The 14302-nt window shown below is 74.8% G+C and carries 20 protein-coding genes and 1 pseudogene; 8 read left to right on the forward strand and 13 right to left on the reverse strand.

Annotated features, from left to right (window positions below):
• The first annotated feature begins 4 nt into the window (after positions 1–4).
• A complete protein-coding gene (locus tag LWC33_RS17440; RefSeq protein WP_233305455.1) occupies positions 5–310 on the forward strand; it encodes a Rieske (2Fe-2S) protein in 306 nt (101 codons plus the stop codon).
• Positions 311–381: 71 nt separating this feature from the next.
• On the opposite strand, the gene LWC33_RS17445 is transcribed toward LWC33_RS17440, so the two are convergent.
• Positions 382–1116, reverse strand: coding sequence for an SDR family NAD(P)-dependent oxidoreductase (locus LWC33_RS17445; protein WP_233305456.1), 735 nt, complete (start codon positions 1114–1116; stop codon positions 382–384).
• Between the two features lie 235 nt (positions 1117–1351).
• Between LWC33_RS17445 and LWC33_RS17450 the strand changes: the two genes are divergently transcribed.
• Positions 1352–2179: a CBS domain-containing protein gene (locus tag LWC33_RS17450; RefSeq protein WP_233305457.1), complete on the forward strand. Its 828-nt coding sequence runs from the start codon at positions 1352–1354 to the stop codon at positions 2177–2179.
• Positions 2180–2189: 10 nt separating this feature from the next.
• Here the strand turns inward: LWC33_RS17450 and LWC33_RS17455 are convergent, their stop codons facing one another.
• The 4 genes from LWC33_RS17455 to LWC33_RS17470 all read right to left on the reverse strand — a co-directional run bounded on the left by LWC33_RS17455 (position 2190) and on the right by LWC33_RS17470 (position 5619).
• Positions 2190–2930 carry a DUF2182 domain-containing protein gene (locus LWC33_RS17455; RefSeq protein WP_233305458.1) on the reverse strand — a complete coding sequence of 247 codons (741 nt, stop codon included), beginning with the start codon at positions 2928–2930 and terminating at the stop codon, positions 2190–2192.
• Positions 2930–3556 (reverse strand): DUF1326 domain-containing protein, encoded by a 627-nt coding sequence (locus LWC33_RS17460; protein WP_233305459.1) that lies wholly within the window; start codon positions 3554–3556, stop codon positions 2930–2932. The genes LWC33_RS17455 and LWC33_RS17460 overlap by 1 nt, the downstream gene beginning before the upstream one ends.
• 82 nt (positions 3557–3638) lie before the next feature.
• Positions 3639–4325 carry a GIN domain-containing protein gene (locus tag LWC33_RS17465; protein ID WP_233305460.1) on the reverse strand — a complete coding sequence of 229 codons (687 nt, stop codon included), beginning with the start codon at positions 4323–4325 and terminating at the stop codon, positions 3639–3641.
• A 124-nt stretch (positions 4326–4449) separates the two neighbouring features.
• Complete coding sequence (locus tag LWC33_RS17470; protein WP_233305461.1) at positions 4450–5619, reverse strand: LLM class flavin-dependent oxidoreductase; 1170 nt, start codon at positions 5617–5619, stop codon at positions 4450–4452.
• Positions 5620–5901: 282 nt separating this feature from the next.
• Here LWC33_RS17470 and LWC33_RS17475 point away from each other — a divergent pair, with 282 nt between their 5' ends.
• Entirely contained in the window at positions 5902–6285 is a 384-nt protein-coding gene (locus tag LWC33_RS17475; RefSeq protein ID WP_233305462.1) for a response regulator transcription factor, read from the forward strand.
• On the forward strand, positions 6282–6644 hold the full coding sequence (locus LWC33_RS17480) for a response regulator transcription factor (RefSeq protein ID WP_233305463.1): 363 nt from the start codon (positions 6282–6284) through the stop codon (positions 6642–6644). Before LWC33_RS17475 ends, LWC33_RS17480 begins: the two co-directional genes overlap by 4 nt.
• Before the next feature lie 43 nt (positions 6645–6687).
• On the opposite strand, the gene LWC33_RS17485 is transcribed toward LWC33_RS17480, so the two are convergent.
• The 3 genes from LWC33_RS17485 to LWC33_RS17495 form a co-directional block, all read right to left on the reverse strand.
• The gene (locus LWC33_RS17485) at positions 6688–7017 is read right to left on the reverse strand and encodes a hypothetical protein (protein ID WP_233305464.1); all 330 of its coding nucleotides are present in this window, start codon (positions 7015–7017) and stop codon (positions 6688–6690) included.
• Between the two features lie 48 nt (positions 7018–7065).
• Positions 7066–7383 carry a hypothetical protein gene (locus LWC33_RS17490; protein ID WP_233305465.1) on the reverse strand — a complete coding sequence of 106 codons (318 nt, stop codon included), beginning with the start codon at positions 7381–7383 and terminating at the stop codon, positions 7066–7068.
• Positions 7384–7466: 83 nt separating this feature from the next.
• A complete protein-coding gene (locus tag LWC33_RS17495; protein WP_233305466.1) occupies positions 7467–8030 on the reverse strand; it encodes a DUF6790 family protein in 564 nt (187 codons plus the stop codon).
• Positions 8031–8169: 139 nt separating this feature from the next.
• On the opposite strand from LWC33_RS17495, the gene LWC33_RS17500 reads away from it, so the two are divergent.
• Positions 8170–9075 carry an alpha/beta hydrolase gene (locus LWC33_RS17500; RefSeq protein ID WP_233305467.1) on the forward strand — a complete coding sequence of 302 codons (906 nt, stop codon included), beginning with the start codon at positions 8170–8172 and terminating at the stop codon, positions 9073–9075.
• A 24-nt stretch (positions 9076–9099) separates the two neighbouring features.
• On the opposite strand, the gene LWC33_RS17505 is transcribed toward LWC33_RS17500, so the two are convergent.
• Positions 9100–9543: a DUF6197 family protein gene (locus LWC33_RS17505; protein ID WP_233305468.1), complete on the reverse strand. Its 444-nt coding sequence runs from the start codon at positions 9541–9543 to the stop codon at positions 9100–9102.
• A gap of 209 nt (positions 9544–9752) precedes the next feature.
• Between LWC33_RS17505 and LWC33_RS17510 the strand changes: the two genes are divergently transcribed.
• A complete protein-coding gene (locus LWC33_RS17510) occupies positions 9753–10193 on the forward strand; it encodes a methyltransferase (protein WP_233305469.1) in 441 nt (146 codons plus the stop codon).
• Positions 10193–10348: pseudogene (locus LWC33_RS36570) on the forward strand (methyltransferase); the annotation flags it as partial. The gene LWC33_RS17510 and the pseudogene LWC33_RS36570, both read left to right, overlap by 1 nt.
• 73 nt (positions 10349–10421) lie before the next feature.
• Here the strand turns inward: LWC33_RS36570 and LWC33_RS17515 are convergent.
• The 3 genes from LWC33_RS17515 to LWC33_RS17525 form a co-directional block, all read right to left on the reverse strand.
• On the reverse strand, positions 10422–10934 hold the full coding sequence (locus LWC33_RS17515) for an ATP-binding protein (RefSeq protein WP_233305470.1): 513 nt from the start codon (positions 10932–10934) through the stop codon (positions 10422–10424).
• 67 nt (positions 10935–11001) lie between these two features.
• Positions 11002–11391, reverse strand: coding sequence for an STAS domain-containing protein (locus tag LWC33_RS17520; protein ID WP_233305471.1), 390 nt, complete (start codon positions 11389–11391; stop codon positions 11002–11004).
• Between the two features lie 89 nt (positions 11392–11480).
• Positions 11481–12023, reverse strand: a complete 543-nt coding sequence (locus tag LWC33_RS17525) for an NUDIX hydrolase (protein WP_233305472.1) — start codon at positions 12021–12023, stop codon at positions 11481–11483.
• A 245-nt stretch (positions 12024–12268) separates the two neighbouring features.
• Between LWC33_RS17525 and LWC33_RS17530 the strand changes: the two genes are divergently transcribed.
• Positions 12269–12541 carry a DUF3040 domain-containing protein gene (locus LWC33_RS17530; protein WP_233305473.1) on the forward strand — a complete coding sequence of 91 codons (273 nt, stop codon included), beginning with the start codon at positions 12269–12271 and terminating at the stop codon, positions 12539–12541.
• A 3-nt stretch (positions 12542–12544) separates the two neighbouring features.
• Here the strand turns inward: LWC33_RS17530 and LWC33_RS17535 are convergent, their stop codons facing one another.
• Positions 12545–14275, reverse strand: coding sequence for a SulP family inorganic anion transporter (locus LWC33_RS17535; RefSeq protein ID WP_233305474.1), 1731 nt, complete (start codon positions 14273–14275; stop codon positions 12545–12547).
• Between the last annotated feature and the right edge of the window lie 27 nt (positions 14276–14302).

Raw genomic sequence — 14302 nt, forward strand, 5'->3', positions numbered from 1 at the left:
TCCCGTGTCCGCCACCCTGCCCAGGAACCGGGTGCCCGTCGGCGGCGGGACGATCCTGCCCGACGGGGTGGTGGTGACCCAGCCGGTCGAGGGCACGTTCGTCGCGTTCTCGTCGACCTGCCCGCACCGCGGCTGCACGGTGCGGGCCGTGGCCGCCGGGACGATCAACTGCTTCTGCCACGGCAGCCGCTTCCGCATCACCGACGGCAGCGTCGCCGGCGGGCCGGCGGAGGAGCCCCTCCACCGCCTCCCGGTCGCGGTGGTCGGCGAGGAGATCAGGGTGGGTGAGCCGGCCCCGGATCCGGGCTGAGCGGGGTCAGCCCGTCGGGCGGGCGGGGTCGGCCGCTCGGGGCGGGCGGGGTCGGCCGCTCGGGAGCGGGGTCAGCCCGTCGGAACGGGCGGGGTCGGCCGCCCGCCCGCGGCGACGGTCCTGACCTGGTCGACCACGGCGGCCCGCCACTCCGGCGGCACCACGGCGAACACGCCGTCGTCGACCGCGGCGAGCGCCTCCCGGGCGACGTCCGCGGGGTCCGCGCCGACGGGAGACATACCGGTGGCCACCAGGGCCGGGCAGATCATGCTGATCCCGACCGGCGTGCCCTCGAGCGCCATCGCCGCGTGCGCGACGACCGCCGTCACCGCGTGCTTCGACGGGCCGTACGCCCCGCCGCCGGGGAACACCGTCATTCCCGCGAGGGAGGCGGCGACCAGCACGTGGGCCGGTTCCGCCGCCGCGAGCAGCCGGGGGACGAAGGCCCGCAGGCCGTGGACCACCCCCGACACGTTCACCGCGAACACGCGGTCCCACTCCGCGGCCGGGACCTCCCAGGGCGCACCGACCGACGGCCCGACGATCCCGGCGTTGAGGCAGACGAACCGGGCTCTCGACGAGTGCTCGGCGAGCTGCTCCACGGCCTCCGGGTCGGCGACGTCGGCGACCACCGCGATGCCGCCGAGCCGCTCCGCCGCGGCCTGCACCGCGGCCCGGTCGAGGTCGGCGAGGACCAGGTCGGCACCTCGCTCCCGGAGCTGCCCGGCCAGCGCGAGCCCGATCCCGCGCGCCGCGCCGGTGACCACCGCCGTGAACGGCCGGCCCCCGCCCCACGGGCTTGTCATGCGTCCACGGTGGTCGACATGGGTGCCAGGTCAGGGGCCGTCGGGCGGGTGAGATGAGCACCAGCGCTGTCGGAGGCGCCGTCGACAGCACCGGTGCTGATCGCGGGACGGGAGCCTGGACGGTCGGCGAGGGGCGAGAGCCCGCCGCGTCGCGGACGTGCTGGAGCGCGGGCACGGTTGACCTCCCGTCGCGACGTGGATCTTGGGCGTCTCCGGGTCCACTAGGGTCGGTCGAATGCCCGTCCGCGCGCGCGATGTCATGACCCGCCGGCTCGTCACGGTGCAGGCGGACGACGCCGTGGACGTGGCGGCCGAGCGGATGCTCCGGGCGGGGTTCAGCGCCCTGCCCGTGGTGCGGGGCGTCGACCGGCTGGTCGGGATCGTCAGCCTGGTCGACGTCCTGCGCCATCGCGAGGACGGCGCCGACGCCGGTGCGACCGTGGGTTCGATCATGACCACGGACGTGTTGACGATGTCGCCGGCCACGAGCGCGGCCGTCGTCGCGCACCGCCTGCGGACCTACGGCGAGCTGCGGGTCATGCCGATCGTGGAGCGCGGGCTCCTGGTCGGGGTGGTGACGCGCAGCGACCTGCTGCGCGGTCCGCGGGAACGCCCGGGCGTGCTGACCCGGCTGTTCGGCCGGACCACGCTGCCCGATCCGGTCCCGCCCCGGATGCCGCGGGAGCGCAGGCCCGACGCCCGGACGGTCGGGGAGGCGATGACCGGCACCGACCTCGTCGTCGTCCGGCCCACCTCGCCCTGCTCGGAGGCCGTCGAGCTGCTCCTGACCCGCCGGTTCAGCCTGCTCCCGGTGGTCGAGGAGGACGGCCGGCTGGTCGGCGTGGTGAGCGAGGCCGACCTCCTGCGCGACCCGCTCGACGGCAGCCGCGCCGGTCCCCCGCGCACGGTCGGGGCCGCGATGACCCGCTCCCCCACCGTCGTCCGGCCGGACACGCCGCTGGCCGACGCCCGGCACCTGGTGATCGACCGCGGCTTCCGGGTGCTGCCGGTGTGCGAGGGCCGCCGGCTCGTCGGGGTGCTCAGCCGCAGCGACCTCGTCTGACGACCGCTCCTCAGGCCGGCCGCGCCACCCCGGCGATCAGCAGGGCCCCGCCCAGGACGAGCAGGCCCGTGCCGACCACCGGGACCAGCCGCGGCCCGTACCGGCTCGTCTTCTCCAGCACCATCACGGCGGTGAGGCCGAGCATCCACAGCAGTCCGGCCGCCCCGGTCACCACCATGACCAGCATCAACGCCCAGCAGCAGCCCACGCAGGACACGCCGTGCCGCACGCCGAGGCGCGCGGCACCCGCCGGACCCCGCCGGTACTCGCGGCGCAGCACGGTCGCCGGGCTGCGGCAGGCGCGCAGGCACGCCTCCTTGAGCCGGCTGAACTGGAAGGCGCCCGCGAGCACGATCGCCAGGCCGAGCGGGACCTCCGTCCGGGCGGCGACCCACGGGGCCGCGCCGGTCGCCGCCGCCACGCCGAGCGCGACGACGAAGGCGAGCCCCGCGACGACCGTCCACACCGCGAGGTAGCCGCCCAGCAGCGCCGGCAGCGCCCCGCCCGGCTGCGGCGCCCGCGCCCGGACGTGCGCGAACAGCCGTACCAGCGGCACGACGGTCGGCAGCATCATCGCCCCGACCATCACCAGCCACGCCAGCAGGAACGGGCCCGGCGTGGGCACCGCGGCACCGTGGTGGTGGCCGCCCGCGAGCACGAGCCAGCCGCTGAGCAGCCAGCACGCGCCCGCGGCCGCCCACAGCCCGGTCGCCGGGTCGCGGAGCCGGGTCCGGACCGCGACCGCGGACATCAGCCGGTGAACCGGAAGTGGCCCTGGACCGAGTTGTAGCCGGAGATGTCGACGTCCGGTCGGCCGAGCTTCCGGCCGCTGCGCCGGTACACCGACGCCGTCCCCGGATAGGCCGGCGATCCCGGGATCGTGGAGAACACCGAGTCGGACAGGGTGGTCGGCTTCCCGGTCGCGCCCACCAGCTGCTGGAACTCGGCCTCCACCACGTCGCCGATCTTGAGCGTGCCCTTGCCCTGCTGCACGGTCACGGCGAAGGGCGCCCGTTCCACGCCCACGACCTCCCCGATCAGCGCGGCGAGGTCCGCGATCGGCCCGCCCAGCTGCCCGGTGAAGACGTTGAGCAGCGCCTTCTCCTGCTCCTCGGAGCACCGGTCGTCGACGTAGACCATCGCGGTCCAGTTCCCCGCCAGCACGTTGCCGGGGATGTAGGCGAGCACGGCGAGGCCGCGGTCCGAGACGTCGACGCCCTGCACGGTCCCGCTGTCGATGTACCAGATGACGGAGCCGTCGCAGACGCCGCCGTCGGGGTCCAGGCCCACCCAGCAGGGGCAGACCGCCTTGCAGGTGCAGACCTCCAGGAGACGTCCCTCGACGAGATAGGTGCTCTCGGTGTCGGTCGCGGTCATCGCCGTGCCTCCTCTCCACCGCCAGGCGGCGAGTGTGACGGAGACCACAGCGAAGGGCCAGGGGTCGTTCCGTGAGCGGTCGCTACCGGGGACTCACCTGTCCGACCCCCGAGATCTCCTTCGTGACCTGCGGCGAGCCCTCGTACCGGATGCTGCCGACACCCGTGACCCGGGCCTGCAGGGTCCGGCTCACGTCGACCACGGCCGAGCCGGCCCCGCCGACCGTCACGTCGGCCTCCTCGGAGGACAGGTTCGCGGCGTCGTACTCGCCGATGCCGGTCAGGTCAACCACCTGGCGGCTCACCCGCCCGGACAGGACGACGCGTGCCGCACCGCCGTGCGTGACGGTGAGGTCGGAGCCGTCGAGCTTGTTCACGGTGACCTGACCGGCTCCCGACACCGTCAGTCCGGTGAGCCGGCCGACGGTGACCCGGTAGCTGATCTCCTTCGCGTCGAGGGGGATCGTGCCGTTCTTGACGCCGAGCTTGAGGGTGGTGCCCTGCACCTCGCTGGTGAGCGACGGGAGGATGCCGTCGTCCGCCCGGATCTCGAGCGAGTCGGTGCCGGTCTGCTCGATCGTGACCGTCCCGGCGGAGGCGAACTCGACGGAGTCGAAGCCCGACACCGGCCGGTTCTCGGTCCGCACGTTCCCGGACCCGGTCACGACGGTGGTCGACGTGCCGCAGGCCGCGACGACGGCGAGCACGCCCGTCACGGCGATCGCGACGAGCAGCCGCGCACGGCTCTTCCCCGAGGTGTGGTGCCCCATGGTCCACCGTCCGTTCGCCAGACCGCCCCCTCGTACGGTCCCAGACGAAGGCCCTGCGGGCCACGGGGTTCACGTCGCGTCGTGCTGCCCGGCGCGGCCGGTCACCACCCGCCGACCCGCGTCGTCAGGCGGTCATGGCGTCGTCGTAGGCGATCGGCTCCTCGAGCGGGATGGCCTGTACCGCCGGCAACACCTCGCGGGAGAACAGGGCGACGTTCTTCTCCCCCACCTCGCGGGGCATGTCGCCGTAGCGCATGACCAGCATGAACTCCTCGGGCCGGAACGCCGCCGCGATCCTGCGCATCTTCTCGACGCACTGGTCCGGGGTGCCCCAGACGTGGTTGGCGAGGTAGGCGTCGCCCATGGCCTTGGCGGCGTCGCCGACCTGCTCGAGCGCGGCGGACTGGGCGGCGTAGTGCTCGTAGCCCTTGGTCGTGGCGAAGTGGTTGCTGTCGAGCTCGTAGTTGCGCCGGGCGCTGTCGGCGTACTCCGGGATGAAGCGGCGGGCGTGCTCCTCGGCCTCCTGCTCGGTCTCCCCGCAGAAGACGTTCATGTGGATGCGCGGGCGGGCGGGTGCATAGCCGGCCGCGGCGCGGGCACGCCCGAACTCGGCCAGCTCGGCGTGGTAGTCGTCCCACGGGCGCTGCGGGATGATCAACGGCTTGAGCCCGAACCGCGCGCCGATCGGGGCCGACGAGGGACTCCCCCACGAGAAGTGGAAGTTGTCGATCAGCTGCTGCGGGTCGCGCGGACGGGGCCGCATGGTGACGTCGTCGAACGAGTAGTGCTCGCCGTGGAAGCTGAAGGTCTCCTCGGTCAGCGCCAGCTTGACGACCTGGATCGCCTCGTCGAAGCGCCCGCGCGACTCCCCCATCTGCAGCCCCAGCTGGGCGAACTCGCGCCGGGCCGCGCCGCGCCCGAACCCGATGTACGGCGTGCGGTGCGCACCCAGCAGGTACTGCAGGACCGTGAGGTCCTCGGCGACCCGCAGCGGGTGGTGCCACGGCAGGACGACGACCATCGTCCCCACGTCGATCCGCGAGGTCGCGCCCGCGATGTAGGACAGCAGCTGCACCGGGTTGGGGATCATCGTGTAGGGGCTGATGTGGTGCTCGACCGTCCACAGCGAGTCCCAGCCCTGGTCCTCGGCCGCGAGCGCCGCGTCCAGCTCCTCCTGGTAGCGGCGGCTGTCGGTGGCGGGGTCGAGGGCGGGGACGTCCTCGCCGCGCTCCTTCGCCTCGTAGCGGTCCCAGTCCGCATAGTTCTGGAAGAACATCGTCATGCCGAGACGCACAGCTGTGCCTCCTGATCGGTGCTGGTGGACGATCCGGTGCTGGTCGGGCTCGGCCGAGGGCGCGGCGCAGCGCCGCGGTCAGCGCCGCGGTGCGGGACCTGCACCGCAGTGGTCATCGCGCCCTCTTCCGGTTGCCGCCCGAGCCGCCCCGACGCGCACTGTACGAACGATCGGTTCCGCTGCGGCACCCCCGAAAGTGACACGTCGACAGCGGCCCGTCCCGTCGATTGACACTCCGTCAGCGATCGACCTACCGTGATCAGGACCACGACGAGGTGGGGCATGAGCTCTCCGGCACCGGTGCCGCCGCGGCACACGTTCCTGCAGGTCCGCGAACCGGGGCCGCCGGCGCTCGCGGCGCTCGTCGCCGAGCTGCGCGCGGTCGCCGGCCGGATCGGCGACGAGTGTCTCCGCGCCGAGATCCTCGAGGGGTGCGACCGGTTCGGCGCCGACCCGGTGGACGTCCACGCCGCCCGGCCCACCCCGCGCGAGCTCGACGTCCTCGCCCTGGCGGCCGCCGGGTGCCGCAACCGCGACATCGCGGGACTGCTCGGCATCTCCACCGATGCCGTGAAGTCGCACCTGCGGAAGGCGATGCGGCGGTTCGGGGTCCGCACCCGGCACGCGGCCGTCAGCGCCGCGCGGGCCCGCGGCCACCTGCGGTGAGCCCGGCCGCGGCGCTCTCGCCGGCCGACCGCGAGGAGGTCCGCCGGATGTTCGGACGGCTGCGGCGGGCCGCCGGAGGGGAACCCGAGCTGCGCGCGCGGCTGGTCCGGCTGCAGGCCCGGCTCCTCGAGATCGTCGCTCCCGGCCCGCCGACGGCCGCCGCGGCGACCTTGTCCGGCCGCGAGATCGACGTCCTCGCCCACACCGCGCTCGGGCTGCGCAACGGCGAGACGGCCGCGCTTCTCGGGGTGTCACCGGAGACCGTCAAGAGCTACCTGCGCAGCGCCATGACGAAGCTCGACGCCCACTCCCGGCACGAGGCGGTCGCGCGGGCCCGCGAGGCGGGTGCACTGCCCTGAGCCGGTCGCGCCCGGAGCTCGGGCACGCCAGTGGTGCAGCAGCCTAGGGACGCACGCGGACGACGACTTCGGAGTCGGTCACCCGATCGACCCCGACGGTGAACCCGCCCGCCTCGGTCTGCCCGCCGACCGGCACTCGGACCTGCTGGCCCGCGACCTGGATCTCGGCGACGTCGTCCGCCACGCCGACCAGCCGCGCCTCGACCCCGAGGACGGAGACGGACGCGTTCCCGCTGCGCGGGAACGTGACGGTGCAGCCGTCGAGCCCGCAACGGGTGCTCGACGACCCGCCCCCGCACCCGGCCAGGCCGAGCATGAGGACGGCCGCGGCGAGGCCGGTCAGGAGCCGGCGGGGCCTCGGGAGTGCGCGCACAGCCGAGATCCTAGCGCCGGGTTTGTCTGGTTCCCCGAGGCCGCCCACTCAGAGCGCGGCCGCAACGGCCTCGGCGAACACACGGTCCGTGTCGTAGACCGGCTCCCAGGTGATGTGGGCGATGTGGCCGTAGTTCTGCATATGGAAGACCTGGTAGGCGGCGAAGGAGTCCGGGTCGTCGACCTCGATGAGGACGTAGCCGCCCCACGCCGAGCCGAGGCTCCTCTGGTGCGCGACACCCTTGTCCGCGTTGCCGTAGTTGCCGGTCCTGGCCATCGCCCGGAAAGCTTCGGCCCAGGCGGCGTCGATGTCGGCCTTGGCCGCGCCGTCCCGGTAGACGAACTTCTGCAGGTAGATCTGGCCCATGACCCCTCCCGGTGCCTCGATCGGACCGGGCGACGCTCCCGGGGGGCGCCGGCCGCGGATAGAGCCGGAGGGCCCCTGACGCGTCAGGAGGCCGCGTACAGGGCGATCACGAGCAGCGGGGCGAGGACGTCGTACCAGAGGATGAACCCGGCGTTGCCCGCCGCGCGGTTGCCCCGCCGCACGATCTGGACGACGTGCCCGACCGCCGCGCCGAGGTAGAAGATCGCGAAGGCGAGCAGGGCGGCCAGCTGGAACTGCCGGTCGAAGCCACTGCCCGCGAGGATCCCCAGCACGCCGATCAGCACGCCGGCCAGCCCGACCTCCCCCTGGAACGGGTTGCCCGTCGGCCAGCCGATCGACCGCGCGATGGGGTCGGGGAGCATCAGGTGCCCGCACCCGACGACCAGCGAGTTGACGCCGGCGAGCCAGACCAGGGCGTTGAGCAGGCTCGCGGCGGTGAACCCGGCCCAGCCCGACGTCGCGACCTGCACGATCTCGGCCACGACGAACCCGGCGATACCGAGGTAGGTCGTCATGCCGAGCAGCCGCAGGACGACCGGCGGCGGCCCCGGGTCCTCGACGGGCACGACCGGCAGCTCGGCGGTGGGCGGCGGGTCGGTGGTGCGCTCGGTGTCGGGTCCCGGCACGTGGTCCTCCCGGTCGTCGGTGGCTGACGGCCGGTTCGCTGCGGAGGCGGACGGCGTTAGCGGCCGCGTGACGCGTCCCGCTCCGGCGTGATCCACTGACGGGAGTCCCCGCGACCGCGATCACCCCCGGAGCCCGCCCGTGCCGCTCGATCCGCAGTTCCGCACCGTCCTCGACACCCTCGCCACCGCCGGGTTCGCCGGCCTCACCGGCGGCGACGCCCCCACCGTGCGGGAGCGGTACCGGACCCTCGCGCTGTCCCGGCGCGGGCCGGGGTTCGTGCCCGAGCCGGTCGCCGGTGTGGAGGACACGACGGCCGACGACGTCCCGGTGCGGGTCTACACGCCGGCGGAGGACCGCGGCATCGCGGTGGTCTACCTGCACGGCGGCGGCTGGGTGGTCGGCGACCTGGACACGCACGACCCGCTGTGCCGCCGGGTCGCCAACGCGCTCGGCGCGGTCGTGGTGTCCGTGGACTACCGGCTCGCGCCCGAGCACCCCTTCCCCGCCGGGCTCGACGACGCCGGCACCGTGCTCCGCTGGACGCTCGCCCGCCACCCGGACCGGCCCGTCGGCGCCGCCGGGGACAGCGCGGGTGCCTCGCTCGCCGCCGGCCTCGCGCTGCGGGCCCGCGACGCCGGGCTCCCGCTGGCCGGGCAGCTGCTGTTCTACCCGGCCACCGACCCCGCGATGACCTCGCAGTCGGTGCGCGACAACGGCGAGGGCTACTTCCTCACCCACGCCGACATGGCCTGGTTCCTCGCGCAGTACCTGCCCGGTGGCGGCACCGGCGTCCCCGAGGTGGACCTGCTCGCGGCCGACGTGGCCGGGGTCGCGCCCGCCGTCGTCGCGACGGCGGAGTTCGACCCGCTCCGCGACGAGGGCGCCGCCTACGCCGAACACCTCGCGGCAGCGGGCGTGCCCGTCGAGCACGTGCCCGGGCCGGGGCTCATCCACGGTTACGCGGCCTTCCTCGGGGTGGTCGACGGCGCCGACGCCACGACCGTCCGGGCCCTCGGGTCCTTCGGCCGGGTACTCACGGGGTGAATCCGGCGGCGCGGCCGCCGCCCGTCAGCCAACGGGGACGCGGCGCTCCGCGCGCTCCAGCAGGGCGACGACCTCGTCCCGGGTGCGGTGCGGCGCGTCGTTCCACGACGTGAGCTCGCGGATCAGTGTCGCGCCGCCCGGTCCGCGCAGTGCCGGCGCGGACCGTTCACCCGTGCCCGGCAGGCAGCGCCAGACGTGCGCGATCCACGGCATCGCGTCCCGCTCGACGTTCACCAGCCGCCCGCCGCGGTGCGCGGCGACGGTCAGCGCCGCCACCAGGCAGGCCTGCTCCACCTCGTCGGGCCGCGGCGGCCCGGAGAGGAGCCGCGCCAGCCTCGAGGGGCGGTTGTCGGTGCACCAGCCGTGCTGCAACCATCCGTGCTGCACGATCCCGCGCGCCACCGCGAGCACGCTCCGCTGGGGCCGGACCAGGGGCCGGACCCCGGGCTCCGCCAGACACACGGCCATCTCCGCTGCTCCTCCCGCTCGCTGCCCCACCTCTGCCCCATCTCGCAGTGTGGGCCGGGAGCCGCCGCGGCGGTAGGGCCCGTGGACACGACCGGCGCCTACGGCCGCCGACACGCCGGGGGCCCCTCCCGCGAGCTTGGACGGGAGCTCTTCCTCCCGACCCCGAGGTGGCCATGGACGGCACATCGGCCCGGCATCACGCCACGTTGATGGCAGTGGCGCGGGGCTATCAGCGCTCGCAGGCCCTGGCGGTGGCGGCCGGCGAGCTGGGGTACAGCGTCCGGACCGGCGGCAACGCCCTCGTCCACACCCTGGGGACGGACGTGTGGGAACACCGGCGGCGCGATCCGGCGCAGGGCGAGCTGTTCGACGCGGCGATGCGCACCATGGCCACGTCCTACGCGCCCGGCGTCCTCGCGGCCCACGACTTCGGGGTCTACTCCGTGGTGGCCGACGTCGGCGGCGGGACGGGCGCCATGCTGGCGGCGATCCTCGTCGCCCACCCGGGCCTGCACGGAATCCTCGCCGAGCAGCCCGACATCCTGTCCCGCGCCCCGGCGCACCTCGACGCCGCCGGCGTGGCCGACCGGGTCCGCCTGGTCGAGTGCGCTTCTTCGACGAGGTGCCCGCGGGCGCCGACGCCTATGTGATGCTGCGGATCCTGCACGACTGGGACGACGAACCGGCAGTGCGGATCCTGCGGCGCGTCCGTGCAGCGACGGGTCTTCTCGTGGTCGACGCGGTCGTCGGGCCGCCGAACGAGGACCCCCAGACGGCGTTCCTCGACCTGATGATGCTCGTGTCCGCGGGCGGCCGGGAGCGCACCGAGCCCGAGTGGCGCGATCTTCTCGGGAGCGCCGGGTTCCACCACCGACCGCTCACAGGGTGGGGACGGACGGGCTCAGCAGGGTCACCGTGGTGCCGTCGTCCGGCGCCTGCCCGCCCCGGTGGATCAGGACCTCGGCCATCAGCGCGGTCATCATCGGCAGCCCGCGGCGGCGGTTGACGTCCGGCTCGGGGACGGGTCGCGGGAGCCACCGGCCGGTGTCGCGGATCCGGACCCGGAGGCGGCGCCGCCCGCCGACCGGCTCGACCTCGGCGGCGATCTCCACCGTCCCGTCCGGTGCCCCGGGCGGGAAGGCGTGCTCGACGGCATTGCTCACCGCCTCGTTGACCGCGAGCAGGACGTCGAGGGCGGCGTCGTCGGGCCACGCGAGCTGCCCGAGCCGTCGACGCAGCCCCGTCCGGACCAGGCCCAACGTCTCGAGGACGGCCGGCAGGCGGATCTCCCAGGTGTGCGCGACGGCGGAGGCCGCGGGCGCGGCACCGGCCGGACCCGCTCCCGAGGGCGGGCCCGCACGGTCCTCCGACTGGTCCCGATGCGCTGGCACTACCCGAGAGTGTGACGCGCCTCGCCCCCGGAGGACCAGCCGGGCCACGCTCGGCGTGCCGCCGCGGTCAGCCGCCGCTGCCATGCGGCTCGCCGAGCGCCTCGGCGACGTCGTAGTACAGGGCCAGCACCCGCTCGAGCCCGGTGATCTGGATCGGACGGACCACCGGGCGGTTGTGGTCGACGACGATCCGCAACGGCTCGTCCTGCCGCTCGGCCGCGCGGTGCGCGGTCACGAGCGCGCTCAGCCCGGCGTCGTCGAGGAAGTCGACGCGGGTGAGGTCGACCACGGTCACGTCGACCGCGGCATCGGCCAGCGACCTGCCCACCGCCGCCTCCAGCCGCGGGGCGGTGAACATGTCGACCTCGCCGGCGACCGTCAGCACCATCGCCACCCCCATGCGACGCAACTCGACGCGCAGCAGCTGCTCGGCCGCGGGGGCCTGGTCACCGGTCACGACGTCCAGTCTTCCCCGCGGCACGGCACGTCCGACAGGCCCCCCGCAACCCCTGTGACGCGTCCCGGAGGCGCAGGTCGTGGCCCACCTCAGCCCACGTGCGCGTGGTCGGGCTCGGCGAGGGCGTTGCGCAGCCGGTGGCGCATCGCCGGGTGCATCGCCAGGTCGTCGAGCCGGTCGACGGTCACCCAGTCCGCCTCGCTCGTCTCGTCGCCGTCGGGCCGCGGGTCGCCGGACTCCGGCCGGGCGTGCACGCAGACGGCGAACTGCTGGCGGACCTCGCCGGTGACGTCGACGATCACGTGCCCGGGGTCGCTGTAGACCCCGGCCACCCGCAGCACCTTGATCGCGACGCCGCTCTCCTCGGCCACCTCCCGCTCGGCCGCGTCCACCGCGGACTCGCCGATCTCGACGCGGCCGCCGGGGAGCTCCCAGAAGCCGTCGTCCGTGCGGCGGACGAGCAGGACGCGGTCGGCGTCGTCGCGCACCACGGCGAAGACGCTGGGCGCGACCAGGGTGGGTCGCGGCGGGTCGGGATGGTGGTAGTACTCGGTGCGGGCCACGGTCAGCGCCGGGCCGGGAGGGTCGCACCGGGCGCCGCCGGTCGGGTCTCGTTCGCCATCGCCGACCACCCCTTCTCCACTCGCCGGACCGTTGGATCACGGTCCCAGGACCGCCCACCGGCGGAAACGGCCGAAAGCCCTGACAGCCGGTGCCGCTCGGCTACTCCGATCGCTCCACTCCCGACCGACCTTCACCCCGCCGGGGCGAGGCGCGGACGCGGCGGGCGACCCATCGTCCGACGCACGGCGAGCGGGGGAGGTGGCGCGGTGCCTGCGGGGGACGAACGGACGAGGCCCGGGACGGGACGTGCGCCGTGCTGAGCGGCGACGAGGAGCGACTGCTCACGGCGATCGAGCGCCAGCTCCGCGCGGAGGACCCGGAGCTGGACAAACGGCTCGGCCACGGCCTCGGGCCGCCCGCCGGGCGACGGTGGCGCTGGGTCCTCCCGGTGCTGATCGTCCTCGCCGTGCTCTGCATCCTCGTCGGGCTGCTGGCCGCGGAGGCGGGGGTGTTCCTCGGCGGCCTGGCGCTGGCCGGGGTGGCCTGGGTGGTCGTCCACCGTCGCCGCCGGGGGCCGAAGACCTGATCGTCATCCGGCCGGCGGAGCGACCCACTGCGCGCCGGTCTCCCGCCGGAACGCGTCGACGGCGGCGTCGACGGTCGGGAAGAAGTGCGCGGGATCGAGGGTCCGGGTCAGCTCGTAGCGGTCGATCTTGTGCCGCACCGGGTCCTTCATCTCCGCGAACACGAGGTGCACGCCGCGCGCGTTGAGCGCGACGTCCAGGTCGTGGAGCATGTCCGCCGCCGTCGTGTCGACGTCCGTGATCGGCTCGGCGGCCACGACCACCCACCGGGGCGCCGGATCGCTCCGGCTCCGCCGCTCCAGCTGCTCGCGGAAGGTCCGGGCGTTGGCGAAGAACAGCGGCGCGTCGAACCGGAGCAGGACGCAGCCCGGCAGCACCTCGGCCGCCGGGTAGCTGCGGACGTCGTGGAAGCCGGGCACGCCGGGGACGCGGCCGAGCACGGTCTGGTACGGCCACCACGCGCGGCGGAACACGTTGCCGACCGACAGCGCGACGGCCACCGCGATCCCGGGCAGCACGCCGAGCAGCACGACGCCGGCGAACGCCGCGATCGACAGCGCGAACTCGGTCCGGCGCACGCGGAAGAGCCGCACGGTCCCGCCGATGTCGGCGAGGGACACCGACGCCGCGATCACGACCGCGGCGAGCGTCGGCTGCGGCAGGGTGCGCAGCAGGCCCGGGGCCAGGAGCAGGATCAGCGTGATCGCGACGGCCCCCACCACGCCGGTGACCTGGGTGCGGGCCCCGACCTGTGTGGCCACGGCCGTCCGCGACCCGCTGGTGCTGACCGGGAACCCCTGGAAGAACCCGGCGGCGAGGTTGGCCGCGCCGATCCCGACCATCTCCCGGTCGCCGTCGATCGTCCGGCCCTCGCGCGCCGCGAAGGACGAGGCCGTGGAGATCGTGTCGGTCAGCGAGACGAGCGCGATGCCGGCGGCGCCGGCCAGGAGCGGGAGGACGTCCGAGGCGGCGATCCTCGGCAGGGTCGGTGGCGGGAAGCCCTGCGGCAGGACGCCGACCAGCGCGACGCCCCGCTGGTCCAGCGCGAACAGCGCCGCCGCGGCCATCGACAGCACCACCACGATCAGCACCGCCGGGACCCGTGGGAACACCCGCTGCAGCACCCCGATGAGGACCAGACCCCCGAGCCCGACCGCCAGCGCGGCCGGCACGACCTCGCCGCCGACCACCCCCCGGACGAACCCGACGACCTCACCGCCGAAGCCCTCGGCGTCGACCGAGAACCCGCAGAGCTTCGGCAGCTGCCCGACGAGGATCGTCACGGCCAGCCCGTTCATGTAGCCGATCATGGTCGGCTTCGAGATGAGGTCCGCGACGAACCCGAGGCGGCCGAGCCCGGCGACCGCCATGATCGCGCCGGTCATGAGCGCGAGGGCCGAGGCGAGCGCGACCGCGCGCTGCGGGTCGCCGCCGGCCGCGACGAGCGGGAGGACCGTCGCCGCGATCATCGGGCCGAGCGAGGAGTCCGGGCCGAGCACGAGGACCCGCGACGGGCCGAAGACCGCGTACGCGAGCAGGCAGAGGATCGACGTGTACAGGCCGGTGATCGCGGGCAGCCCGGCCAGTTCCGCGTAGGCCATGCCCTGCGGCACCAGCAGGGCGGTCAGCACCAGGCCGGCGACCACGTCCCGGGGCAGCCACGCCGGCCGGTAGGTCCGCAACAGGGCCAGCCCCGGCACCGGCGAGGACGTGCCCTCGGTTCCGTTTCCGCTCACGCGCGCAGGATGGCGCGCCGGGAACGA

The organism is Pseudonocardia terrae, assembly GCF_021343995.1.
In the GTDB taxonomy this organism is placed as follows: domain Bacteria; phylum Actinomycetota; class Actinomycetes; order Mycobacteriales; family Pseudonocardiaceae; genus Pseudonocardia; species Pseudonocardia terrae.

Coding starts and splice junctions, on each gene's coding strand:
- LWC33_RS17460 (WP_233305459.1), bottom strand. CDS start 3,556: ATGACCGCGACCGACACCGAGAGCACCTATCTCGTCGAGGGACGTCTC.
- LWC33_RS17450 (WP_233305457.1), top strand. CDS start 1,352: ATGCCCGTCCGCGCGCGCGATGTCATGACCCGCCGGCTCGTCACGGTG.
- LWC33_RS17505 (WP_233305468.1), bottom strand. CDS start 9,543: ATGGCCGTGTGTCTGGCGGAGCCCGGGGTCCGGCCCCTGGTCCGGCCC.
- LWC33_RS17445 (WP_233305456.1), bottom strand. CDS start 1,116: ATGACAAGCCCGTGGGGCGGGGGCCGGCCGTTCACGGCGGTGGTCACC.
- LWC33_RS17510 (WP_233305469.1), top strand. CDS start 9,753: ATGGCAGTGGCGCGGGGCTATCAGCGCTCGCAGGCCCTGGCGGTGGCG.
- LWC33_RS17475 (WP_233305462.1), top strand. CDS start 5,902: ATGAGCTCTCCGGCACCGGTGCCGCCGCGGCACACGTTCCTGCAGGTC.
- LWC33_RS17465 (WP_233305460.1), bottom strand. CDS start 4,325: ATGGGGCACCACACCTCGGGGAAGAGCCGTGCGCGGCTGCTCGTCGCG.
- LWC33_RS17490 (WP_233305465.1), bottom strand. CDS start 7,383: ATGGGCCAGATCTACCTGCAGAAGTTCGTCTACCGGGACGGCGCGGCC.
- LWC33_RS17455 (WP_233305458.1), bottom strand. CDS start 2,930: ATGTCCGCGGTCGCGGTCCGGACCCGGCTCCGCGACCCGGCGACCGGG.